Origin of the sequence: Pseudoalteromonas sp. Bsw20308 (genome assembly GCF_000310105.2) — a bacterium.
Classification (GTDB): domain Bacteria; phylum Pseudomonadota; class Gammaproteobacteria; order Enterobacterales; family Alteromonadaceae; genus Pseudoalteromonas; species Pseudoalteromonas fuliginea.
This window is the reverse complement of sequence record NZ_CP013138.1, coordinates 195404-219754: the sequence shown is the minus strand read 5'-3', so window position 1 is coordinate 219754 and position 24351 is coordinate 195404. Positions and strand designations below refer to the sequence as shown.

Genomic DNA, 24351 nt, shown 5'->3' with positions numbered 1-24351 from the left:
TTTTGTGACAGTTTAACTTCGCCAGAAGTCAATATTGAATACTAAAGTAGATACCAATCAATTAACTCATAAGAGTTAACTAAATGGCACTCAATGGTACTGCTACCATTGTTTTTTTACTTTTGAAAACTCTTGATAAATACAATGTATTCATCAGAATTTTATTATCAGCTTTTCCAAATTTTTAAAGAGCATATTAATTAGTTATCCCAAAGGGACAAGCACTAATTAACAATCATCTGTGTGGACACTACGAACAAATAAGTTCTAAATCGTATAAGGAGGTGATCCAGCCCCAGGTTCCCCTAGGGCTACCTTGTTACGACTTCACCCCAGTCATGAATCACTCCGTGGTAAACGTCCTCCCGAGGGTTAGACTATCTACTTCTGGAGCAACCCACTCCCATGGTGTGACGGGCGGTGTGTACAAGGCCCGGGAACGTATTCACCGCGTCATTCTGATACGCGATTACTAGCGATTCCGACTTCATGGAGTCGAGTTGCAGACTCCAATCCGGACTACGACGCACTTTAAGTGATTCGCTTACCTTCGCAGGTTCGCAGCACTCTGTATGCGCCATTGTAGCACGTGTGTAGCCCTACACGTAAGGGCCATGATGACTTGACGTCGTCCCCACCTTCCTCCGGTTTATCACCGGCAGTCTCCTTAGAGTTCTCAGCATTACCTGCTAGCAACTAAGGATAGGGGTTGCGCTCGTTGCGGGACTTAACCCAACATCTCACAACACGAGCTGACGACAGCCATGCAGCACCTGTATCAGAGTTCCCGAAGGCACCAAACCATCTCTGGTAAGTTCTCTGTATGTCAAGTGTAGGTAAGGTTCTTCGCGTTGCATCGAATTAAACCACATGCTCCACCGCTTGTGCGGGCCCCCGTCAATTCATTTGAGTTTTAACCTTGCGGCCGTACTCCCCAGGCGGTCTACTTAATGCGTTAGCTTTGAAAAACAGAACCGAGGCTCCGAGCTTCTAGTAGACATCGTTTACGGCGTGGACTACCGGGGTATCTAATCCCGTTTGCTCCCCACGCTTTCGTACATGAGCGTCAGTGTTGACCCAGGTGGCTGCCTTCGCCATCGGTATTCCTTCAGATCTCTACGCATTTCACCGCTACACCTGAAATTCTACCACCCTCTATCACACTCTAGTTTGCCAGTTCGAAATGCAGTTCCCAGGTTGAGCCCGGGGCTTTCACATCTCGCTTAACAAACCGCCTGCGTACGCTTTACGCCCAGTAATTCCGATTAACGCTCGCACCCTCCGTATTACCGCGGCTGCTGGCACGGAGTTAGCCGGTGCTTCTTCTGTCAGTAACGTCACAGCTAACGGGTATTAACCGTTAACCTTTCCTCCTGACTGAAAGTGCTTTACAACCCGAAGGCCTTCTTCACACACGCGGCATGGCTGCATCAGGCTTGCGCCCATTGTGCAATATTCCCCACTGCTGCCTCCCGTAGGAGTCTGGGCCGTGTCTCAGTCCCAGTGTGGCTGATCATCCTCTCAAACCAGCTAGGGATCGTCGCCTTGGTGAGCCATTACCTCACCAACTAGCTAATCCCACTTGGGCCAATCTAAAGGCGAGAGCCGAAGCCCCCTTTGGTCCGTAGACATTATGCGGTATTAGCAGTCGTTTCCAACTGTTGTCCCCCACCTCAAGGCATGTTCCCAAGCATTACTCACCCGTCCGCCGCTCGTCAGCAAAGTAGCAAGCTACTCTCTGTTACCGCTCGACTTGCATGTGTTAGGCCTGCCGCCAGCGTTCAATCTGAGCCATGATCAAACTCTTCAATTAAAAAGTTTTATGTCTTTCGACAGCTCAATGAATTCTGAATTTTTTAATATCTTTCGATATTGAATTGACTGTGCCGAATAATTACCGAAATAACTATTCTGTTGGTCACTCAGTTTTCAATTGAGACTCTAATTTGTTTGCCTCGTTACTTGCTCAATAAAGAACGAAGTAGTTTGGCTGTTAGAACTCAATCTGTACGAGTGCCCACACAGATGATTGCTTTATATTGTTAAAGAACGTTGCGATTATAAAGTTGAACTTTATCTCGCTAGGGCTGCGCATATTACGCTTTCCTATTTTTTTGTCAACACTTAAATTTAAACTTTCTAAAAAGATTCAATTTAAGTTTTACTTAACACCCTGAGTTGTTCGTGCCCCGCTATGCGTTGGCGTTTCCCGTCTCAGTGGGGTCGCATTATAGGGAGATCCGAAAACAGATCAACCCTTTTTTAAAGAAAACTTGAAATAATATGCTGTTCGCACATATTTGCATCGAAATGGTTACTTTAAACACTAAAAAGGCCCTGATGGGCCTTTTTTAATTAGTTTACTATGAACTTCCACCCAAGTTTACCTTGTTGTTTAGACTCTTGTTGTAGCTCGCTGGCCATTAATGGATGATCCTTTAACCAGTTTCTTTCGAACTTAAGGTCTAACACTTCATTTTTAGCAGTTAACTCAAAATGAGGCACTACATCATCTTGTCTACGCATTGATAAAATAACCGCAATACGTAATAGCCTAACAATGTATTGTGCCAATAAACTATTTATACCGAGAGAGTTAAAGCAGTCTTTTGGAAAGTCAGAACGATGTGCATCTGCTACCGCTACTATTAATTTATGCTCAGACTGTGAAAAACCTGGCATATCGGTATTTTCCAAAATATAAGCAGTGTGTTTATGGTACTGCTTATACTCAATTAGCAATCCAACCTCATGAAGCTGTGCTACTGCTTTTAATAATGGTAGCCCATTTAAACTTTCAATTGGCCAATCTTTATTAATATTTGCAGCTAACTGCACAGCTAAACCTGAAACTCGACACGCTTGTTTTTGATCAACATGATAACGACTCATAAACCCATCAACTGTGCGTTTACGAATATTGTTATTATGAAGCTCTGGCACCATACTATATAAAACACCTTCACGCAGAGCTCCACCCGCTAATCCCATGCTCTCTATTTCAAGAGATTCAAATAACGCAATTAAGATAGCGAGTCCGGATACAAATACCAAGCGGCGGTCTTCACTTAGCCCTGGAAGGTCTAATGCGGCTATAGTGCTAAATGCAATGGCTTGATTTTTTATCGTGTTAAGCTTTTCAAGCGTAAGTAAGTCGTCAAGATTTTGCGCGACCATTATTTCTTGAATTGCTTGGACTGTACCAGAAGCACCTGAAGCAACTTTCCAACTAGCGGCTTTATATTCGGGAGATATTTCGTCAATGACAGTGCGAGCTGCTTTTATTGCCGTATTAAAGTTACTATCACTTAATTGGCAATCTTTAAAGTAGCGTTCAAGATAGGTTACACACCCCATATTGAGGCTTTTATAGTGCAGTGCTTCAAAACCTTTGCCGATAACAACCTCGGTACTAGCACCACCGATATCAATAACAAGCTGTTTGCCCGTGCATGATGAAGTATGAGCAACACCTTTATAAATTGTGCGCGCTTCTACTTCTCCGCTAATTACATTGATATTATGACCAAGAATTTTTTCGGCTTTAATTTTGAAAACATCAGCATTCGTTGCTAAACGCAGTGTTGCAGTTGCAACTATGGTGATATTTTTTTTGGGGATATCCTGTAAGCGCTCAGCAAAAAGAGCAAGGCATTCCCAGCCTCGCTGCATTGCTTCAGAACTCAATACATTTTTTGTATCAAGTCCTGCGGCTAATCTAACTTTTCGTTTAACGCGGCCTATTGTTTGTAGGCCACCAGCGATTGATTTAACAATAAGCATATGAAAGCTATTTGAGCCTAAATCAATAACTGCATAAACATTTTTTTGCGGTTTAAGTTGCCCCACCGTTCAAAAACCTCTAGTTACTACTGCTTATACAAACGATCGCTTACGACCGTCCTTTTTGGTAACTATTATTTGGGCGACGTCCGCTGTTATTACTACGGCTACGTGGACCTGTTGAATAGTTGCGCTTTCTTTGAATAATAGGCTGAGTTAAATCATCTAGCAATGCAGTTTTATCGTAATGCGATAAAGGAATGCTGTGCTCTATATACTCTTCAATTTCATGCAGGTTATATGCATATTGCTCACACGCAAAGCTAATTGCATGGCCTGATGCACCAGCGCGGCCAGTACGACCAATACGGTGAACATAATCTTCACAATCGTCCGGTAAATCAAAGTTAAATACATGACTTACTTCTGGAATATGAAGACCGCGTGCTGCAACATCAGTTGCTACTAAAAAGTCCAATTCACCTTTACTAAATTGCGCTAATATAGTTTGGCGTTTTTTCTGATTAACATCACCAGTAAGCATGCCCACACGATGACCGTCTGACTTAAGCCAAGCATAAACGGTTTCACAACTGTGTTTTGTATTTGCAAATACAATTGCCTTTTCCGGCCATTCTTCTTCAATTAAGGTTAATAACAGCTTAATTTTATCTTCTTGCGAAGGATGAAATAGCTCTTCTTGGATGCGTTTACCCGTTTTAACATCAGGTTCAATTTGAACATGTTCTGGGTTTGTCATGTGCTCAAACGCTAATTCTTGTACGCGATACGATAATGTGGCAGAGAATAATAAGTTTAAACGTTTTGATGTATCCGGCATACGATGAAACATATAACGAATATCTTTTATGAAACCTAAATCGAACATACGATCAGCTTCGTCAAGCACGACAACCTCAATTTCATTAAGGGTGTAACAGCCTTGCTTATACAGATCAATTAGGCGACCTGTAGTACCAATTAAAATATCAACGCCTTTTTCTAGTTGTGCACGTTGTTTTTCGTAATCTTCGCCACCATATACTAAACCTAAGTTAAGATTACAGTGCGGCGCTAAAATTTTAGCATCTTTGTGTATCTGAATCGCAAGCTCCCGAGTAGGGGCCATGATCAGGGCTCTTGGATGTTTACTAGGTGCTTTGCTAGATTGTAATAACCGATGGCACGTGGCAGTTAAAAATGCCAACGTTTTGCCTGTACCAGTTTGAGCTTGGCCCGCGATATCGCGTCCATCACAAATAAAAGGTAGGCATTTTGCTTGAATAGGTGTGCAATATTCAAACCCATTCTCGGTTAAACCGGCAACCACTTCCGGTGCGATAGCAAAGTCTGAAAACTTTTTATCGGTTAAATGTGTCTTAGTCATAGCGTTTAAGCATAACGTTTAAACTTGCAATAAGAAACAAGAGTGTTTAAATACGCACTAAATATTTCGCCTAACTAAATCGGAGAGCGCAATGAGCGAGAAAATAATCCAAATTACTGACGATAGCTTTGAAGCTGACGTATTACAATCTGACAAACCAGTACTAGTAGATTTCTGGGCTGAATGGTGTGGACCTTGTAAGATGATCGCCCCTATTCTTCACGAAGTTGCTGATGAATACGACAGCCGTGTAACTGTTGCTAAATTAAATATTGACCAAAATGCGGGAACACCGCCAAAATTTGGTATTCGTGGTATCCCTACTTTGCTTCTTTTTAAAGACGGCCAAGTTGCAGCAACGAAAGTAGGTGCCCTTTCAAAAACTCAGCTTATCGAGTTTTTAGAAAACAACATCTAACTGTAAGCTAGAACTATAAAAAAGGGCTTTTTGCCCTTTTTTGAATTTATTTTGTATAAAGACTGGACGCTTCGCCAGTGAACTGCTAGTTTATAAAGCCAACTAATCCTTAGTTATATTCAACAAACCTCACTCAACGATCAAAGCGATTTTGAGTATGACAACTGTAATAAAGAACCCACCAATATGCATTTACGCGAATTAAAAGACAAGTCTATAAAAGAACTTGTAAACCAAGCTGAGTCCATGGGGCTCGAAAACGTAGCCCGTTTAAGAAAGCAGGACATTATTTTTGCTATTCTTAAATCACATGCCAAAGGCGGAGAGAACATCTTCGGCGGCGGTGTATTAGAGATTTTACAAGATGGTTTCGGCTTTTTAAGATCATCAGAAGCCTCTTACTTAGCTGGGCCAGATGACATTTATGTTTCACCTAGCCAAATTCGCCGCTTCAGCATGCGTACTGGCGATTCAATCTCAGGTCTTATCCGTCCACCGAAAGACGGTGAACGCTACTTTGCTTTACTTAAAGTAAATGAAGTTAACTTTGATAAACCTGAAAACTCTCGTACTAAAATTCTTTTCGAAAATCTGACTCCGTTACATGCTAACGAACGTTTTCGTATGGAACGCGGTAACGGCAGTAAAGAAGATATTACAGCCCGTGTACTTGATTTAGCATCGCCAATTGGCCGCGGTCAACGTGGTTTGTTAGTGGCTCCGCCAAAAGCGGGTAAAACAATGCTACTACAAAATATCGCGCAATCGATTACACACAATCATCCAGATGCAACGCTTATGGTATTGTTAATTGATGAGCGTCCGGAAGAAGTAACAGAAATGCAGCGCTTAGTTAAAGGCGAAGTTATTGCCTCTACATTCGATGAACCCGCTTCTCGTCACGTACAAGTTGCCGAAATGGTTATCGAAAAAGCAAAACGTTTAGTTGAGCATAAAAAAGATGTTGTTATCTTATTAGATTCAATCACTCGTTTAGCACGTGCTTATAACACCGTTATTCCTTCATCAGGAAAAGTACTTACTGGTGGTGTTGATGCTAACGCACTTCATAAACCTAAGCGTTTCTTTGGTGCTGCACGTAACGTTGAGGAAGGCGGTAGCTTAACAATCATAGCTACAGCGCTTATCGACACTGGCTCTAAAATGGATGAAGTTATCTACGAAGAGTTTAAAGGTACTGGTAACATGGAACTGCACCTTAACCGTAAAATTGCGGAAAGACGTGTATTCCCTGCTATCGACTTTAACCGCTCAGGTACTCGTCGTGAAGAATTACTAACTAAGCCAGATGAGCTACAGAAGCTTTGGATTTTACGTAAAATTGTTCATGACATGTCAGAAATTGATGCGATGGAATTTTTAATCGATAAACTGTCAATGAGCAAAACCAACGATGAGTTCTTTGATTCGATGAGACGTCAATAAGAAGCGTCCAAACTCAAAATAAAAAGCGCCTTTTGGCGCTTTTTTAATACCATAAATAACAATTTGACTTATGTGTTAACCTTCATGTATTTTCGAAGAATACCTTGCAGGTTAAACACTAACTCTTTGATATGTTGCTTATTCCTATTATCTTCTTTTTGTAATAAAGCTCTGTCTAGATCTTTAGCTGCTTGCGCTATTTCATCCAGCCCAAACATTTGCGCTGCACCTAAAATACGATGACTATCTTTTTGTAATGCTTCAAAATCTTCACATATAAAGTGCTGTGTTATAGTCTCATTTTCTAAAGTAAAACTCTGCTTAAAACTAATAACCAAGTCACTCATATCAATATCACTTTGTTCAACTTGTTGTGGCGTTTTAGTGTAACCAAGATACTGAGTTAACGTTTTATAAAATAATTCTTTATCGATAGGTTTGGCTAGATATCCGCTGAACCCTAGTGTTAAATAATCATCCACCTCATGGCTCATTGCATTCGCAGTTAAAGCAAAAATAGGACGTTGAAAACCGCATTGTTGTAATAATTGAAAGGCAGCTCGTCCATCCATCACTGGCATTTGTATATCGAGTAAGACTATATCTGGATCTTCTTGCAAGCATTGTTCAACGGCTTGCTCACCATTTTCAACTGCAATAACCTCGAGTCCCATTGAGCGTAAATAACGACTTATTAGCCTTCGATTATCAGGGTGATCTTCAGCAAGTAAAACCCTCCCACTTAACTGCTTGTCTTTTAAAACTGGAGCTTGTAATTCGGCAAGACCCTGCTCTTTCGAAACTTTTACACACGGTAAAAAGAAAGAAAACTGACTGCCTTTCTTATATTCGCTTTGCACACTAATATAACCTCCCATCATAGAGGCTAATTGCTGCGACAAACTCAAACCTAAACCCGTACCACCAAATCGGCGACTAATACTGTTATCAGCTTGGCTAAAGCACTCGAAAATCAGTTTTAATTGTGTTGAGTTCATACCGATTCCGGTGTCTTTAATGACCAATACGACTCCTTGTTCTGTCTTATTTAGAACAATCACTACTTGGCCTGAATGGGTAAACTTGATCGCATTAGCACATAAATTAATGAGTATTTGTTTAACACGAATTAAATCTAATTTTGTGTAAAACTCATCACCAATTTGATTATCTAACACTAAACGTAGGTTTTTTGCTGTCGCTTGAGTAATAAACATAGCGTGTACATCATTTATTAACTGCACAATATCAAAACAAGAAATACTGAGCTCTAATCTATTTGCTTCTATTTTACTTAAATCGAGCACATCATTAATTAAACTCTTTAAATGATCACTATGGCGTTGAATTATCTCTAATTCATCTTGAAGTTGCTCAGGTTCATACAGTCCGTTAATTAAATCATCAGTTTGGCCTAAAATTGCGGTCAGAGGAGTGCGAATTTCATGACTAATATTTGCTAAAAACTGACTTTTTACATCATTAGCTTCTCTTAATTCTTGCGCCACTGCTTGCAATTCAGCTGTACGCTGCTCAACCTGCTCAGCTAGGTGATGTTTCGCCCGCTTTTCTGCACCACGCCGATACAGTGCCACACCAGTCACAACAACCAAGAATAACAATACAAAAACAAACAAAGTGAGCTGAGAGCGCTGAGCCATTTTTAATTCTTGTACTTTGCGCTCTTGCTTAAGTTGCTTTATTTCTTGGTTTAATTGAGTTGCTTTGAATTGATCCTGCAATGCAGCCAATGCATTAATAATACTATCGCTTCTCAATAGTCTTAGTTCACCTATAAACTTTTCGTGAAGGATCATTGCACTAGAGTAATTACCTTGGCTTGCTTCAAGTAATGACTTGGTGCCTAAACCATTTCGGATCATCCGCTCACTTTTATACTCGTGGGCAAGCGCTGTTGAACGCTCCAAGCTCACTTTAGCTTTATCGAGTTCCCCTTTTACAAATTGCACCTTTCCCAAAGCATATAGCGCATTAAGCTCCAAACTTTGATTTGAAATTTTAAGTGCAAATTTCTCACCTAATCTTGCTTGTTCATAGGCAACATCCACTTTATTTAAAATTAAGTTAATATTTGCTAAATTGGTGTACTGAGTTGATAAGTGGTTATAGTCATTAACAGATAAATAATAATGCAGTGCTAACTCGTAGTAATGTAGTGCTAAGTCGAATTGATTACTTTCAAAAGAAGCCACACCCATATTGTTATATACTTGGGCAATACCACTTTGATCTCCTAGCTTTTGGTAAACTTGAAGAACATCTTTATAGATAGCGAATGCACTGTCATAGCGCGATAACCGCACATAAACTCCAGCGATATTAAGCAAAATATCAGCCTTATCCTGATCGCTACCTTCAGTTTCATAGAGGCTTTGTACTTTTAAATAATAATCAAGAGTGAGCTTTAAATTATGCATATCAAAATAGGCTAAACCTATATTATTTAATATATTAGCTTGTTCAAGCTTTTCATTGTTATTTTCAGCAATAACCAATGCACGACTATATTCAACAATAGCCTGCTGAAATAAGCCTTGATAAAACAGTATCACCCCTTGCATTTTTATTGCGCGAAAATTTTCTGTAGGTAAAAATGAGAGGGATGTTTCTTTTTCGAGTAGTTTAAAATAGTGTAATGCATCAGGATATTGGCCGTTAGAAAATGCTAAGTTACCCAACTCTGAATACACTAAAGCACGAACTTTAGCGGTGGTTGCCTGCATTTCCAGCAATGTATTACCAGATTGAAGCTTTGCACTCCATTGCTGTTGTTGTTTAAACTCATCAAGTAACAAAGTAGCATTTTGTGCACAGCTCGGTGGAGCTAGCGCACTACATACAATGAATAAAAGGCACTTAAACTTGCCTCGCATAATTTTAATCCTTCAGATTGTTACTTATAACAATGTAATCTTTATCGAAGATACACCAATTACTAGGGCGTAAACAATGCTTAACCCACTGATTGACCAGATATTTGATTTAATATTAACAAAGCAAGTTTGGCAAGTTCATATTCTAGCATCAGAACTTATAAATAGTGGTGCAATTAAATCACTTGATAAAAATCCTGATCGTGATTTATTTAAGCGCAACTTTCTCATCATGAATGCACTGTATCAACTTCAAACTCAGCTTCATCCACAAACATTGTTAGTTTCAGCTTTGCATATAGAACTTTTAGAAAAAGAGTGTGAGTACCCACTAACAATTAAAACAAATTTGAAGGACTATTATCTAAACTGGGAAAATTACGACGCCTCAGCACAAGAAGTAGATGCACTCTTGACTAGTTTTTGGGAGAGGGTAAAACATGCAGATACAACAGTAATGTTAACAAAAGAAAATTATGATGAGCTCACTGCTAAATGGGAACTGCCAACTAACTTTACCCTTAAAGAGCTACAAAAACGCTGGCGGCAACAAGCCCTCAAAAATCATCCCGACAAGCCTAGCGGCTGCGAAATAAAATTTAAAAAAGTAAAAGGAGAATACGAGCAACTAAAAGCAGCTGCTCGTTAGTACATTCATTCAAATATAAATTAACGAGTAAGGCGACGAGCGCGTATTTTACGCCCCTTAATGTTGCCTTCAGTTAATTTACGAAGTGCTGGTTTTGATGAATTACGTTCAACTGCAACAAATGCTACGTTATCAAGTACGTTAATTTTACCTACTTGACGACCTGCAACCCCATCCTTACCTGTTAGAGCACCAAGAATATCGCCTGCACGTACTTTTTGCTTTTTACCTGAATCAATCATCAAAGTAACCATTTCAGGGCGGTACGGCGGTTTATCTAATAAATTAAACGGCGGCATTTGCTCTGGAGTAATATCACGCTCGTAATGATCGCCAATTTGTGCAATTTTAAACGCTTCTGCTTCACCGTAAATAGAACAAGCAATGCCCTTTTTACCAGCACGCCCAGTTCGGCCAACACGGTGAACATGTGTTTGCGTGTCATGTGCTAAATGGTAGTTAATAACCATATCCATGTCATCAATATCTAAACCTCGCGCTGCAACATCGGTGGCAACAAGTATTGAAGCACTTTTATTTGCAAAGTGAATGAGCGTACGTTCACGATCGCGTTGCTCTAAATCACCGTGCAATGCAACAGCGCTGAAGCCTTCGTCAGCTAAATCATCACACACTTGTTGTGTTTCTACTTTGGTATTACAAAATACAACACAGCTTTGTGGTGTAAATTTAAGAAGTAATAACTTAAGCGTTGGATAGCGCTGCTTATTGTTATCCATTTTGTAGAAGTACTGCTTAATTGTGCTTTTGGCTTGCTCTTCTTCTACTTTAACCATTTCTGGATTTTTAAGTACACGCTTAGCAATTGCTTCAATGGCTCTTGGGAATGTAGCACTAAATAACAATGTTTGACGATTTTGTGGAATACGCTCAATAATTGCATCAAGTGTGTCTTGAAAACCCATATCAAGCATTTGATCGGCTTCATCAAGTACCAATGTTTCAACATCATCTAAACGTAAAGTACCTTTACGAATATGATCATCAACACGCCCAGGTGTGCCAACAATGATATGCGCGCCATGTTCAAGTGAACCTATTTGCGGGCCAATTGAAACACCACCACATAACGTCAATATTTTAATGTTATGAATGCCGCGCGCTAATTTACGCATTTCAACTGCAACTTGCTCAGCAAGCTCACGAGTAGGACACAACACTAAAGATTGAATACGAAAACGTTTTACGTTTAGTTTAGCTAACACACCCAAGCTAAACGCAGCAGTTTTACCTGAACCGGTTTTTGCCTGAGCAATGATGTCTTTACCAGCAAGTACAGGCGGCAAACTTTGCGCTTGCACAGGTGTCATGTGGGCATAGCCAAGTGTTGATAAATTATCAACGAGTCCAGCCGGTAAAGCCAAAGATGAAAAAGCAGTTGAAGTCACAGTAAGTTCCATAGCAATAAAATAACATGGGAGAAAGTCCCACTAAATATGCTGCTAATAATAGCAGAATTCGTAATTGGCAACCATTAGCAAACACATTATAAACAGGTTAATGAAAGGTGTTGAAAATGATAGTAGTTTGCATTAAGATCTCTATTTTTTTTACATATCTGCCCTGGAAGCAATTAATGAAACTGAACTCTCTTTACATAGCACTATTAGCAAGTATTACCGCAAACGCACATGCAAACTCTACCGACCTTGAACGCATAGAAGTAAAAGGTAGCTACTTTAACGATTACAAAGTAGATAACGCCAATGGCGCAATGAGAACATCAGCTTCATTACTTGAAACTGCACAATCTGTCACTGTAATAACCGACACTATTATTAGCGAACAACTTGCCACTACCCTTGGCGAAGTACTCACAAATGACGCAAGCCTAACAGCTGGTTCACAACAACGAAACCGTGAAGTATTTAACTTGCGTGGGTTTGAGCTAAGTTCATCTACGGGTTATTTACGCGACGGGCATCAACATTGGTCACACTATCAACAACCCATCGAAATATTGCAACAGGTTGAAGTAATTAAAGGTCCATCAAGCATTTTATATGGTCAGTCAGGCCCGGGTGGCTTGGTTAATATGGTCACTAAAAAGCCTACAGCACAAACATTATTTAATGCCAGTGCCGATGTAGATCAGCATGGCTCAACCCGTTTTATGGTTGATGCTGCAGGCGCATTAACTGAATCGGAAGATTTACGTGCTCGTGGTATTTTAGTAAAGCAAGACGTTGACTACTGGCGTGAATACCAAAACGGCGAAAACCGTGAACGCGACCGCTTTTTAGGTGCTTTAGTTGTAGATTACGATATTAGCGACAACGCATTAGTGCGTGTCCATTATGACCGCACAGACGACGAAGCCGGTTTAGATACGGGCGCATGGATAGACGACAATGCAAATGTAATTGGCGATGATAAAACAATCCGTGATATGTCTTGGGCATTTACCGACATAACCGTAGAAAACCTAGGTGTAGACCTAGAGGTATTTTTAACCGATAACTGGCAAGTAAAACTTGGTTACAACGAACAAACGTTTGAGCGCCAACGCTTTGAGTCAGCACCTCGCATGCCTAATGGCTTTGCTGAAGGTGACAGCTATGAATCTCGCCCTTACGATCGCTTTGATGATTGGCAATTTAAAACTGCATTTATTGATTTTATTGGTGAGTTTGAAACCGCGGGCATTCAACACCAGTTATTAGTAGGCGCTAACTCGCTTGATTACTACTACGGGCAATTACGCACAGCACTGCCTAAAGAAGAATACCTTTACTATTCAGCAGGTCAAGACGAGCCATCTCGTCCATCAATAAGCTATAAAACAGATGATACAATAAGCGAAACTGAATACGACTACTACGGTATTTACGTTCAAGACTTAATTTCGTTCTCACCAGAGTGGCAATTATCGCTAGGTGGCCGTTACGATAAGCAAACGCGTGAAGGCCAAAATAACGAATCATTTGTACCAAAAGTAGGTGTGCTTTATCACCCAAATGCTTCTGCAACTATATACGCTAGTTACTCAGAAGGCTTTGAGCCACAAAATGAGACCATCACCGACGAAACTGATATTAACTTCGGTATGGAAATAGATGCTGTTACCTCTGAACAAAGAGAACTTGGCATAAAATGGCAACTGCTTGATGACCGTTTACTGCTTAGTGGTGCCGTTTTCGATATAAGTAAAAACGGAACGCTGGTCACTGAAGACCTTGAGGCTCCTATTGGCTCGGTTACAACCGAGACAAATCAGGTTGGTGAACAACGCCACAAAGGCTTTGAAATTGCAGCACAAGGCGCTGCAACAGATCGTTTATTTGTAATGGCCTCTACGATGTATTTAGATGCGAACTATGAAAGAGCGAATGAGGAGTTGCAAGGCAAACGTCCTGTTGATGCCCCTAAATGGTCGGCATCACTTTGGACTCGTTATGAACTAAACGATGCAATTGCTTTTAACGCTGGTGCTTTTTATGAAGGTGAGCGCTTTGCCGACAGCGACAATACAATTACTAAAGATGCATATACGCGTGTTGATGTAGGTGCTACTTATAAGTTTAATTTAAGTAATACCGATATTAACTTACGCCTTAACATCGAAAACTTATTTGATAAAAGCTATTTAGGTGGTGGCGGCACTAGTAATGTAACTGTTGGCGAGGGTACAAATCTTCGTTTAGCAGCGCAATTTAGCTTTTAAATAAATGCATTAAATAACAGTGTTAGAATATAGCCCGCGTACATTTACGCGGGCTTTTTTTATATCTAAACGTTTATACCTAACAGCATTAAACCTATTACAAAGCCTATTCATCTCATCTATTTTTTATCATGTTTGTTACATGTTCTAATAGCGCTAATTATTAAAAAGGCTTACCCAAATGAAAAAATTAATTACCGCACTGCTGCTTACTAGCAGTATGGCTGCAAACGCTAACAATGCCGAATTTACCCAAAAGCAATTACAACAAGTCAATGAAGTGCGCACCTCTGCACTAAATAGTGATCTAAGCTATAAGTTACTAGAGTCATTAACAACTGAAGTAGGACCTCGCTTACCTGGTACTGAAAATGATAAAAAAGCAGTGGCATGGGCTAAAGCTAAATTTAATGAGCTTGGTTTTGATAAAGTATGGCTTGAAGAAGCGACTTTTCCTGAATGGCGCCGTTATAGTGAAAGCGGAAAAATACTAACACCAAGCGAGCAACCTCTACATTTAACTGCATTAGGTAACAGTATAAGCACGCCTAAAGATGGGATCACAGCACCAGTAGTCTTATTCGAAACACTTGATGAACTAAAAGCCGCACCGGCGAACAGCTTAAAAGGTAAAATTGCGTATATTAATTACCGCATGAACCGCGATATAGACGGGAATGGTTACGGACCTGCTGTAAAAGCACGCGGCACAGGCGCTATCGAGGCGTCTAAAAAAGGCGCTGTTGCCTACATGATGCGCTCGGTAAGTACCGGTCATCATCGTTTTGCACACACTGGCGGTAGTTACTACAAAGAAGGTGTTACAAAAATACCTAATGTAACCATTGCTAACCCAGATGCCGATCAGATTGCACGACTCATTGCTTTAGATAAAGACGTATCGGTAAATATTAATGTGCAAACCGAAAGCCTTGGTGAAGGCACAGGTTATAACGTTATTGGCCAATTTAATGGTACCGAAAACCCAGAACAATATGTACTGATCGGCGGGCATTTAGATTCTTGGGATTTAGGGACTGGCGCACTAGATGACGGTGCAGGCGTTGCACTAACAATGGCAGCCGCTAAGCATATTAGCGATGTAAAACGCACTAAACGTAGTATTCGTGTGGTACTTTTTGCAGCCGAAGAGCTAGGCCTTTGGGGTGCAAAAGCCTATTTTGCAAAGCATAAAAACGAGCTAAGCAATATTGTTGCTGCAGCTGAGTCTGATTTTGGTGCTGATGTTGTATATGCTTTTGAATCGAACGTAAGCGCAGAGTCACTTCCTGTAGTGCGTGCTATTGCAAAAGAACTTTCGCCGTTAAATATTGAGCATATTGGTAAAAACCAAGCGAATGGTGGCCCTGATCTAATTCCACTTAAAGCAGCAACCTCAGCACCTATTTTTGAACTTGCTCAAGATGGTACAGATTACTTTGATTACCACCATACAGCTGACGATACGCTTGATAAAGTAACACCTGCTAAGCTTCGTCAAAATACCGCTGCATACGCTGTATTTGCTCTAATGGCTGCTGATGCAAAAACAACAATTAAGCCTAAAGCTCAAAATAAGTAATAACAGACATACTTACAGTTTGTGGCTTTAACTAACACGCTTCTTGTTTTACCTTTAGGTAATTAAACAAGGAGCGTGCTTTATGTTACTTTTCAACACGAGTGAATCATTTCCACATTTTGCACAAACAACACGCTGCCCTCATTGTCAAAGCGACGCCTACCATTTAGTAAATAAAAGCCGCTATTTACGATTTAGCATTTTACCTATGCTTGCCTTAAAATTAAGCTATAAACGCGAGTGCTATCAATGCGGAAAAAGCGAACCTGTAAAAATAAAGCAACTACCATTAATAGAAAAACTAAGCCTACCTAAATACTTTATTGGCGCATTTTTATTGCTTTGGATTGTTTCGTTTTTTTATCAACAGCATCTTGATACCGAGACTCAAAAGCAAAGCTATTTGAATACACCTAAAATATATGACACCTACTTAGTACACGCCGATAAATTTACACACGAGCCCTGGACCCTAACCAATTTAAGAATTGCTCAAGTTTTAAATTTTGACGAACAATTTATTACCTTTCAGATAAGCAACTACAGCTATAAACGTAATAATAGTATTACTTTGGCAATGCGTACTAGCCAGCTAATTCAAGACAATTACTTTTCCACTAAAACAATCACCCTCCCTCGTGATGAAGTAGCACGCCTTTACAACGACGAAGCTATTTACGACGTGCTGCGCCCCTATGCCAACATCCTTTATGGTGGGTTTGTGATGCATCCTCCCAAACCTAAGCCACTATATAAAGGCTTAAAGCTCGATAAAAACAATCAACAAGGCATTATTTATTTTAAAGATGGTTTGTTTGTTGAAGCATTTAATAGCTTTAAACAAGCTGCTGAAGCGGGCTCCCAATGGGGGCAATTAAATTTAGCGCAAATGTATCGTGATGGTCAGGGAATAGATCAGGATCAACAGCAGGCTATTTATTGGTACAAAAAGGCCATTGAGCAAAAAAATACTAAAGCACAATTTGAATTGGAGTCACTTTGTAAAATAACTATCTGTAAATGAGTGAATTTCAATATAGCTGGCGCAACAAGTACGCCAGCTATAAATTATTTTTTAAATAACTTTGTATAACCTACATGTATAAGCACAACAACTAAGCCGGCAATCACGCCTAGCAAACCATCAAACAATAAAGGTGCTAATACTTCTCCTGTACCGCCAGCAACCGATTGAGCATAGCTTGTTACATCCAACTGTATATGATGCAGCAACGCAACACCATGGACCAAAATACCGCCACCCACCAAAAACATCGCAATAGTGCCCGCAAATGCTAAAAACTGCATCAACCTAGGCGCTGCTGCGAGTAAGCCTTTACCAAGTAATTCTTTAAATTTATTAGCTGACACTTTAGATTGGTTGAGTAAATAAAGCCCGGCATCATCCAGCTTTACAATACCGGCAACCAAACCATAAACGCCAATAGTCATTATAATTGCGATAACACAGAGCACTAACGCTTGGTTAAATAATGTAGCACCAGCAACAGTACCTAGCGTAATAACAATGATTTCAGCAGAAAGAATAAAGTCTGTTCTTATAGCGCCTTTAATCTTTTGTTTTTCGTACTCAACTAAATCTAGTTTCTCTCTTTCATCAACCACTTCATTATGATGAGGTAAAAAATTAGCAAATACTTTTTCAGCTCCCTCAAAACATAAAAACAAACCACCCATCATTAAAAGCGGTGTTATTAACCAAGGCAGCCATACGCTTATTAATAAAGCGGCGGGTACGAGTATCGCTTTATTTAAAAATGAGCCCTTTGCCACAGCCCAAACAACCGGTAATTCACGCTCTGCTGCTACACCTGTAACCTGCTGCGCATTGAGTGCTAAGTCATCGCCTAATACACCCGCTGTTTTTTTTGTTGCTACTTTACTCATTGTCGCAATGTCATCGAGCAAAGTGGTTATATCGTCTAATAATGTTAAAAGGTTAGTACCAGCCATAAAGCTTCCGAGCTCAAAAAATATTGCTATAAACATAACGTAAAGCACTACTTTCACCAACGGTTAATTTAGCTTTGTTAATCTCTAATTAGAATTAAGGGTAGGGCTTCCCAAAGATGATCATTTTGAACGTAGATGGAGGTAAGAGTGAAAATAAATATAGCAATCATAGTCAGCTTACTTAGCTTAATCGCATGTAGCGAACAGCAAGTAAATACTACCTATCTATGTGGTAAGAACAAACTAACACTAAGTATTATCAACGATAAATATGCTGAGCTTACTTTTAACAACGAAACGCATTTAATTAATCATGAAAAAAGTGCATCAGGGAATAAGTACATAAGCGAAAATGTACTGTTTTGGGGTAAAGATAATCACGCCATGCTTATAATTTCAGGGAAAAAGCAGCAATGCATTATTAATTAGCCACCAATTAACAACATCTAAAAAACACTGCTACACTAAATAAAGTGTTAATTTTGTTGATGAAGTTATGCGCTCTATTGCTATAAAACATAAAATAATCTTAGCTTTTTCTGCCATAGGGCTGTTAATGCTGACTAGCTGTGTGTTTTTTTATTGGTCGTTAAACCAAATTAGTATTACTACTTCACGTATAGAAACTTTAGCCGTTCCAGTACAACAAGTTAGTAAAGATTTAAGGCTTTCACTTCTTTCCATAACTAAATTTAATGCTGTTGCTTACAGCCAGACCAAACCAGATTCACTATTGCGAAATAAAGACCAAGCATACGCAGAGCAAGAGCAATTTCTAACAATGCTTAATGCGCTTGAATCTCAACTATTTCAGCAGCAAAATATGCAAGCTTTACTTGCAGCAACAACTGATAACTTTAATCAAATAAGCAAAATAAGTGCTGCAATGTTTAGTGCAAAGGAACAACGATTTAAAGCACAAAACTCGGCCCTATCACTTATTAAAGAATTCATTGAGCAATTGACTAGCTTGAGTAATCGTTTGCTTGATATAGAGCTATTAGAAGTACCCTCAACACAACAGCCTCTACTCGATTCTATGTTTGGTACGGCAACACGTATTGATGATCTACTATTTAATTTAAGTAACAATGTTAAAAGCATCACTCAAACTACAAGTACTAGCGACTTAAGTAATCACCAACAAGATACTTTGTTTTTACTCGATAATATTCAGCCTAACTTTACTTACCTAGAGCAGCAGGCGACACCTTTTAGTAATGATCTAAACATCGGCCAACTTACTATTGAGTTCAACGATTTAAGGGATCTCTTAAATGCGCCAAATGGTATTTATGTAAAACAAAAGAAAACGATTGAAAACAAAACAACGGCGCAACAAAAATTTGAACGCTTTCAACAAGAATTTATAAACACAGAAAACCAATTACTTAAACTTAATAAACTTGCTGATGAACGATTTAACACCCTTCAAAATAATGCCAAATCAGCCATTAATATGGGCTCAAGCTCGGTAATTATAATCGCCCTTGTACTGATTATACTGGTGATCATAATTTCAATTTTTACCACCAATGCAATGCTAAAGCCCCTTAATAAAGTAAATCGTGATTTAGCTTGCATAGCCTCAGGTGACTTTTCTAAGCGCAGCCATCCACGCAGTAAAGATGAGTTTGGCACTTTACTTAACAATATTAATAAACTTAGTGACGACTTAAGCCATTTAATAAAAGCAATTAGTAACGATGCACATGAACTGGACAAATCAGCGATTCAAACCAGTGAAAAAGGCCAGCAAATGACCATTGTAGCCCAACTACAGCTAGAGCGGAGCGCACAAGCAACTGCGCTTGCACAAAGTATGCTAGATAATTCACAAGTCGTGTACGAACAAGCTGATAGCACATCAAATGAAATAACTAACGCCTCACAGTTTGCTAATGACGTTAACCAAATAGCCAATCAAAATAGCCAAAGTATTGAGGCACTATTAAGCCGTTTAGATAAGGCAGTTAGTAGCACAAAAGAGCTTGCTGAATTTACCGAACTCATTGGTGCCATTGTAGAGACTATTAGTAGTATTGCTGAGCAAACAAACTTGCTTGCGCTCAATGCTGCAATAGAAGCGGCAAGAGCTGGTGAAAATGGACGAGGATTTGCAGTTGTCGCTGATGAAGTTCGCTCACTAGCTGCGCGTACACAAAGCTCAACAAGCGAAATAAATACCATGATCCAAACATTACAACAGCATACTAAAACAACACAAAGTGAAATTAATGATGGCCAACAACAAGCCAAAAAATGTGTTGAAAATAGTGCTGAACTAAATAAAGCTGTAGAGCGTATAAAAAGCACATTACTATCGGTTAATCAAATGAGCGAACAAATAGCAAAGGCCTCTCATGAACAGCTAACTAATAGTAACGACATCCAAAAAATAATGGCAAAGGTAACAGAGCAAGCCACCTTAAATGCCAAAAACGCGACAACCCTAGCAAGCGAAAGTGAAGACGTAAATCAACTTGCACACTCTCTAACGAGTGCCGTAGAGCGCTTTAAGTTTTAAGCACAAGTAATGACTTGCCTTGCATGAAATGGGTATAATACTTCAACTCTTTAGCTTAATAGCGGCCCACAATGAAATATAAAGATCTACGTGATTTTATCGATTTACTTGAGAAAAAAGGCGAACTTAAACGTATCACCCAAGAAATCGACCCGTATCTTGAAATGACCGAAATATCTGATCGCACATTGCGTGCAAAAGGTCCTGCGTTATTATTCGAAAATCCAAAAGGCTACGATATGCCGGTGCTTACCAACTTATTTGGTACACCAAAGCGCGTTGCTATGGGAATGGGCCAAACAGAAGTTAGCGAGCTACGTGAAGTCGGTAAACTGCTCGCTTTTTTAAAAGAGCCTGAGCCACCAAAAGGCATTAAAGAAGCTCTAGGCGCTATACCTATTTTTAAGCAAGTGCTTAATATGCCAGCAAAAGAAGTTAAAAAAGCGCCTTGCCAACAAGTAGTTTTAGAAGGTGATGATGTCGATTTAACTAAGTTGCCCATTCAGCATTGCTGGCCAGGTGATGCAGCGCCATTAATTACTTGGGGCCTTACGGTCACTAAAGGCCCATATAAAAAACGCCAAAATCTGGGTATTTATCGCCAGCAATTATTAGGAAAAAATAAAATAATTATGCGTTGGTTGTCACATCGTGGTGGCGCGCTTGATTTTCAAGAATGGTGTAAAGAAAACCCAGGGCAACCCTACCCTGTATCGGTAGCACTAGGTGCCGATCCTGCCACTATATTAGGTGCCGTAACGCCTGTACCTGACACTCTAAGCGAATATGCATTCGCTGGCTTATTACGTGGTAGCAGAACCGAAGTTGTAAAATCTATTTCAAATGACCTACAAGTCCCTGCCAGTGCAGAAATAGTACTTGAAGGTTACATAATGCCTGGTGAAATGGCGCCAGAAGGCCCTTATGGTGACCATACCGGTTACTATAATGAAGTAGATGACTTTCCAGTAATGACGGTCACTCACTTAACGCATCGTAAAGACCCTATTTATCACAGCACATTTACTGGCCGACCGCCTGATGAGCCTGCGATTTTAGGTGTAGCACTTAATGAAGTGTTTGTGCCAATATTACAAAAGCAATTTCCTGAAATTGTCGACTTTTACCTTCCGCCAGAAGGATGCTCGTACCGTATGGCGATTGTAACAATGAAAAAACAATATCCAGGCCATGCCAAGCGCGTGATGATGGGGGTTTGGTCGTTCTTACGTCAGTTTATGTATACCAAGTTTGTAATTGTGTGCGATGACGATATTAATGCCCGTGATTGGGAAGATGTTATTTGGGCTATAACAACCCGAATGGATCCTGCGCGTGATACAACATTAATAGAAAACACACCTATTGATTATCTCGATTTTGCATCGCCAGTCTCTGGCCTTGGTTCAAAAATGGGAATGGATGCTACCAATAAATGGCCTGGCGAAACCACCCGCGAATGGGGCGAGCCTATTGTTATGGATAAAGACACCAAAGACCGCGTAGATGATATTTGGGAAAGCCTTAATATTGTTTAAGTGTTTATATGTAAGTACATAACAGGCTATAAAATAACCCTGCAGATATGCTAGAATCGAGTCATTCGATTGCGTATCTGCTGTTAAAAGCGCTGCTAAAAGGTAAAAAATGCAAACATTAAAAGCTGAAGTTGTAGCTATCAGCCCACTTACAGAATTTGTTCATAAAGTAATTTTAAAGCCACAACAACCTGTGACCTTTGAAGCTGGCCAATACATGCAACTCGTATTAGGCGAAAAAGACAAACGTGCTTTTTCTATTGCTAGCCGCCCTTCACAGTGCGATGCAATAGAACTGCATATTGGCGCATCTGGTGCCGATTCTTATGCAATGCAATCGTTAGAACATTTACAAAACGCCCATACCACAGGGCAATTAGTAGACATTGAAGCTGGCCTAGGTATTTCACAGTTGCGCCTGCAATGTGAGCGCCCTATTATTTTACTCGCCGGCGGTACTGGTTTTTCATACGCAAAATCAATGGCTGATCACTTAGCTGAAATTAAGTGCGACCGTCCTGTATTATTTTACTGGGGTGTAAAAGAAGAGTCAGCTTTATACGCGCACACAGAAATGCAAACATGGGCCGATAGCCATAAAAACTTTGAGTTTATCCCTGTGGTAGAAAATCCATCAGCGAATTGGCAAGGTCATACTGGCTATGTACACAAAGCCGTAATACAAGATATCGTATCACTTGCCCCATATGATATTTATATGGCGGGTCGTTTTGACATGATAGGTATAGTCCGCGATGACTTTATTACCCATGGTGCAATTCGTGAAAACATGTACGCCGACGCATTCGCATTTATCAAATAATTGAAATTTACTTTCAGTTATAAATAAAGGCACCTAATCGGTGCCTTTATTTTTATAACAACAAATATTTAATAGTTATAACCTATCAACCCCATCAATATAAACAATTTCCTAAATCCCTATCTATAAACCATACTTTGTATAGAACATCAGCGGGAGAGACCCAAATGCTAAATACAAAAGTAAAAGATTTTATGCAACGCAAGTTGCCAAATATCACACCAGATACAGAAATGACGACAGCCATAGCAGAACTACAAAAATTTAAACTACTTGGTGCACCAGTATTCGATAAAGATAAATGCCTAGTCGGATTTATTTCCGAACAAGAGCTTTTAAAGCCACTTATGCAAAGCAGTTATTTTTGTGATGGCATAGTAAAAGTATCGCAGCTTATGCAAACAGGAGTCGTTACTATAGATGGTGATACAAATATTATTGAGCTTGCTGAAAAAATGCAGCCTGGTAAACCAAAAAACTACCCAGTTGTAGATGGCATTAAAGTAATCGGTATGATCAGCCGGGCAGATGTACTTAAAGCACTTTACGATAATTACATAAGCTGCCAAACACACTAAATTGCAGATAACAAAATGCCGCTTATATAAAGCGGCATTTTTAATACTCTTAAATTAACGTGCGCTAACGATTGCCGAAAGCTCTTTTTTATCGCCATCGCTTAAAAATGCTATTTCTAATGCATTTGCTTGGGCTTTTTCCATATCAGCTTGAGATAAACCAGCTTGAGGTGCTGCAACTGCATATTCATACTCAATTTCAATCCCTTCAACAGCAGGATCATCAGTATTAATACACGCTAAAATACCGTGTTCTAAAAACTGTTTAAGTGGATGCTTAGCTAGGTCGCTCACTGTACTGGTTTGAATATTACTTGTTAAGCATGACTCAATACCAATGCGATTATCGCGTAAGTAATCCATGAGCTTTGGATCTTCAATAGCTTTAACGCCATGCCCTATTCGGCTCGCCCCTAATTCATTAATTGCCTGCCAAATACTCGGAGCACCAAGAGCTTCTCCAGCATGAATAGTCGATGCTAAATAGGCATTTCGTACCTGTTTAAAGTGCGCTACAAACAACTCCCCGGGAAAACCTATTTCGTCACCGGCTAAATCAACCGCTACTAAATCATTTTTAAATGCGAGTAATGCATCAAGCTCTTTCTGGCATGTTTTTACGCCATAAGTACGCGATAAAATACCAATTAAATTCGCTTTTATGTTTGCGCCTTTTGTTGCTGATTTAATACCATCAACAACCGCTTCTACAACCCCTTGCGGGTGTAAACCTTGGCTTTGTGCCATATAGTAAGGGCTAAAACGAAGCTCTACGTAATCAAGGCCTTGGGCTTGAGCATCTTCAATGTTTTCAATCGCTATGCGCCTACACGCATCGTAGTCGCCAAGTACTGCAACACCCCAATCTAACTTTTGTAAAAAAGCCATAAGATTTGGCTCAGGATCAATAACTTGAACATGAGGAATGAGTGCCTCAACATTATCTGCAGGTAACTCTATATTAAACTGACGACCAAGTTCTAATATGGTTTGCGCACGTACATTACCGTCTAAATGGCGGTGAATATCTAGCAAAGGTAATTTTCTATTGATCATAATAGCAACCC

17 protein-coding genes and 1 rRNA gene are annotated in these 24351 nt (G+C 39.8%); 11 read left to right on the top strand and 7 right to left on the bottom strand.

Annotated features, from left to right (window positions below):
* Nucleotides 1-277 precede the first annotated feature (277 nt).
* The 3 genes from D172_RS00885 to rhlB all read right to left on the bottom strand — a co-directional run bounded on the left by D172_RS00885 (nucleotide 278) and on the right by rhlB (nucleotide 5170).
* Nucleotides 278-1813, bottom strand: a 16S ribosomal RNA gene (locus D172_RS00885).
* Nucleotides 1814-2355: 542 nt separating this feature from the next.
* Nucleotides 2356-3849: a guanosine-5'-triphosphate,3'-diphosphate diphosphatase gene (gene gppA / locus D172_RS00880; protein WP_007377357.1), complete on the bottom strand. Its 1494-nt coding sequence runs from the start codon at nucleotides 3847-3849 to the stop codon at nucleotides 2356-2358.
* Between the two features lie 43 nt (nucleotides 3850-3892).
* Nucleotides 3893-5170, bottom strand: coding sequence for an ATP-dependent RNA helicase RhlB (rhlB, locus tag D172_RS00875; RefSeq protein ID WP_007377356.1), 1278 nt, complete (start codon nucleotides 5168-5170; stop codon nucleotides 3893-3895).
* 91 nt (nucleotides 5171-5261) lie between these two features.
* Here rhlB and trxA point away from each other — a divergent pair, with 91 nt between their 5' ends.
* Nucleotides 5262-5588: a thioredoxin TrxA gene (gene trxA / locus D172_RS00870; protein ID WP_002960942.1), complete on the top strand. Its 327-nt coding sequence runs from the start codon at nucleotides 5262-5264 to the stop codon at nucleotides 5586-5588.
* A 186-nt stretch (nucleotides 5589-5774) separates the two neighbouring features.
* Nucleotides 5775-7034, top strand: coding sequence for a transcription termination factor Rho (gene rho / locus D172_RS00865; RefSeq protein ID WP_007377355.1), 1260 nt, complete (start codon nucleotides 5775-5777; stop codon nucleotides 7032-7034).
* A gap of 68 nt (nucleotides 7035-7102) precedes the next feature.
* On the opposite strand, the gene D172_RS00860 is transcribed toward rho, so the two are convergent.
* Entirely contained in the window at nucleotides 7103-9928 is a 2826-nt protein-coding gene (locus D172_RS00860) for a tetratricopeptide repeat-containing hybrid sensor histidine kinase/response regulator (RefSeq protein ID WP_007377354.1), read from the bottom strand.
* Nucleotides 9929-10004: 76 nt separating this feature from the next.
* On the opposite strand from D172_RS00860, the gene D172_RS00855 reads away from it, so the two are divergent.
* On the top strand, nucleotides 10005-10577 hold the full coding sequence (locus D172_RS00855) for a DNA-J related domain-containing protein (RefSeq protein ID WP_007377353.1): 573 nt from the start codon (nucleotides 10005-10007) through the stop codon (nucleotides 10575-10577).
* A gap of 20 nt (nucleotides 10578-10597) precedes the next feature.
* Here the strand turns inward: D172_RS00855 and dbpA are convergent, their stop codons facing one another.
* A complete protein-coding gene (gene dbpA / locus D172_RS00850; RefSeq protein WP_007377352.1) occupies nucleotides 10598-11986 on the bottom strand; it encodes an ATP-dependent RNA helicase DbpA in 1389 nt (462 codons plus the stop codon).
* 188 nt (nucleotides 11987-12174) lie between these two features.
* Here dbpA and D172_RS00845 point away from each other — a divergent pair, with 188 nt between their 5' ends.
* The 3 genes from D172_RS00845 (at nucleotide 12175) to D172_RS00835 (ending at nucleotide 16868) form a co-directional block, all read left to right on the top strand.
* On the top strand, nucleotides 12175-14262 hold the full coding sequence (locus tag D172_RS00845) for a TonB-dependent siderophore receptor (protein ID WP_007377351.1): 2088 nt from the start codon (nucleotides 12175-12177) through the stop codon (nucleotides 14260-14262).
* Nucleotides 14263-14443: 181 nt separating this feature from the next.
* Nucleotides 14444-15844, top strand: coding sequence for a M20/M25/M40 family metallo-hydrolase (locus D172_RS00840; RefSeq protein ID WP_007377350.1), 1401 nt, complete (start codon nucleotides 14444-14446; stop codon nucleotides 15842-15844).
* An 82-nt stretch (nucleotides 15845-15926) separates the two neighbouring features.
* Nucleotides 15927-16868 carry a tetratricopeptide repeat protein gene (locus tag D172_RS00835; protein WP_007377349.1) on the top strand — a complete coding sequence of 314 codons (942 nt, stop codon included), beginning with the start codon at nucleotides 15927-15929 and terminating at the stop codon, nucleotides 16866-16868.
* A gap of 44 nt (nucleotides 16869-16912) precedes the next feature.
* Here D172_RS00835 and D172_RS00830 read toward each other — a convergent pair whose 3' ends face one another.
* Nucleotides 16913-17818: a DUF808 domain-containing protein gene (locus D172_RS00830; RefSeq protein ID WP_007377348.1), complete on the bottom strand. Its 906-nt coding sequence runs from the start codon at nucleotides 17816-17818 to the stop codon at nucleotides 16913-16915.
* Between the two features lie 147 nt (nucleotides 17819-17965).
* On the opposite strand from D172_RS00830, the gene D172_RS00825 reads away from it, so the two are divergent.
* The 5 genes from D172_RS00825 to D172_RS00805 all read left to right on the top strand — a co-directional run bounded on the left by D172_RS00825 (nucleotide 17966) and on the right by D172_RS00805 (nucleotide 23284).
* Nucleotides 17966-18247 carry an MliC family protein gene (locus tag D172_RS00825; RefSeq protein WP_007377347.1) on the top strand — a complete coding sequence of 94 codons (282 nt, stop codon included), beginning with the start codon at nucleotides 17966-17968 and terminating at the stop codon, nucleotides 18245-18247.
* A gap of 67 nt (nucleotides 18248-18314) precedes the next feature.
* The gene (locus tag D172_RS00820) at nucleotides 18315-20345 is read left to right on the top strand and encodes a methyl-accepting chemotaxis protein (RefSeq protein ID WP_033023729.1); all 2031 of its coding nucleotides are present in this window, start codon (nucleotides 18315-18317) and stop codon (nucleotides 20343-20345) included.
* Between the two features lie 71 nt (nucleotides 20346-20416).
* Nucleotides 20417-21883, top strand: coding sequence for a 4-hydroxy-3-polyprenylbenzoate decarboxylase (gene ubiD / locus D172_RS00815; RefSeq protein ID WP_007377345.1), 1467 nt, complete (start codon nucleotides 20417-20419; stop codon nucleotides 21881-21883).
* Between the two features lie 109 nt (nucleotides 21884-21992).
* Nucleotides 21993-22706 carry an NAD(P)H-flavin reductase gene (gene fre / locus D172_RS00810; protein WP_007377344.1) on the top strand — a complete coding sequence of 238 codons (714 nt, stop codon included), beginning with the start codon at nucleotides 21993-21995 and terminating at the stop codon, nucleotides 22704-22706.
* Between the two features lie 167 nt (nucleotides 22707-22873).
* Complete coding sequence (locus D172_RS00805; RefSeq protein ID WP_007377343.1) at nucleotides 22874-23284, top strand: CBS domain-containing protein; 411 nt, start codon at nucleotides 22874-22876, stop codon at nucleotides 23282-23284.
* 54 nt (nucleotides 23285-23338) lie between these two features.
* Here D172_RS00805 and add read toward each other — a convergent pair whose 3' ends face one another.
* On the bottom strand, nucleotides 23339-24340 hold the full coding sequence (add, locus tag D172_RS00800; RefSeq protein WP_007377342.1) for an adenosine deaminase: 1002 nt from the start codon (nucleotides 24338-24340) through the stop codon (nucleotides 23339-23341).
* Nucleotides 24341-24351 lie beyond the last annotated feature (11 nt).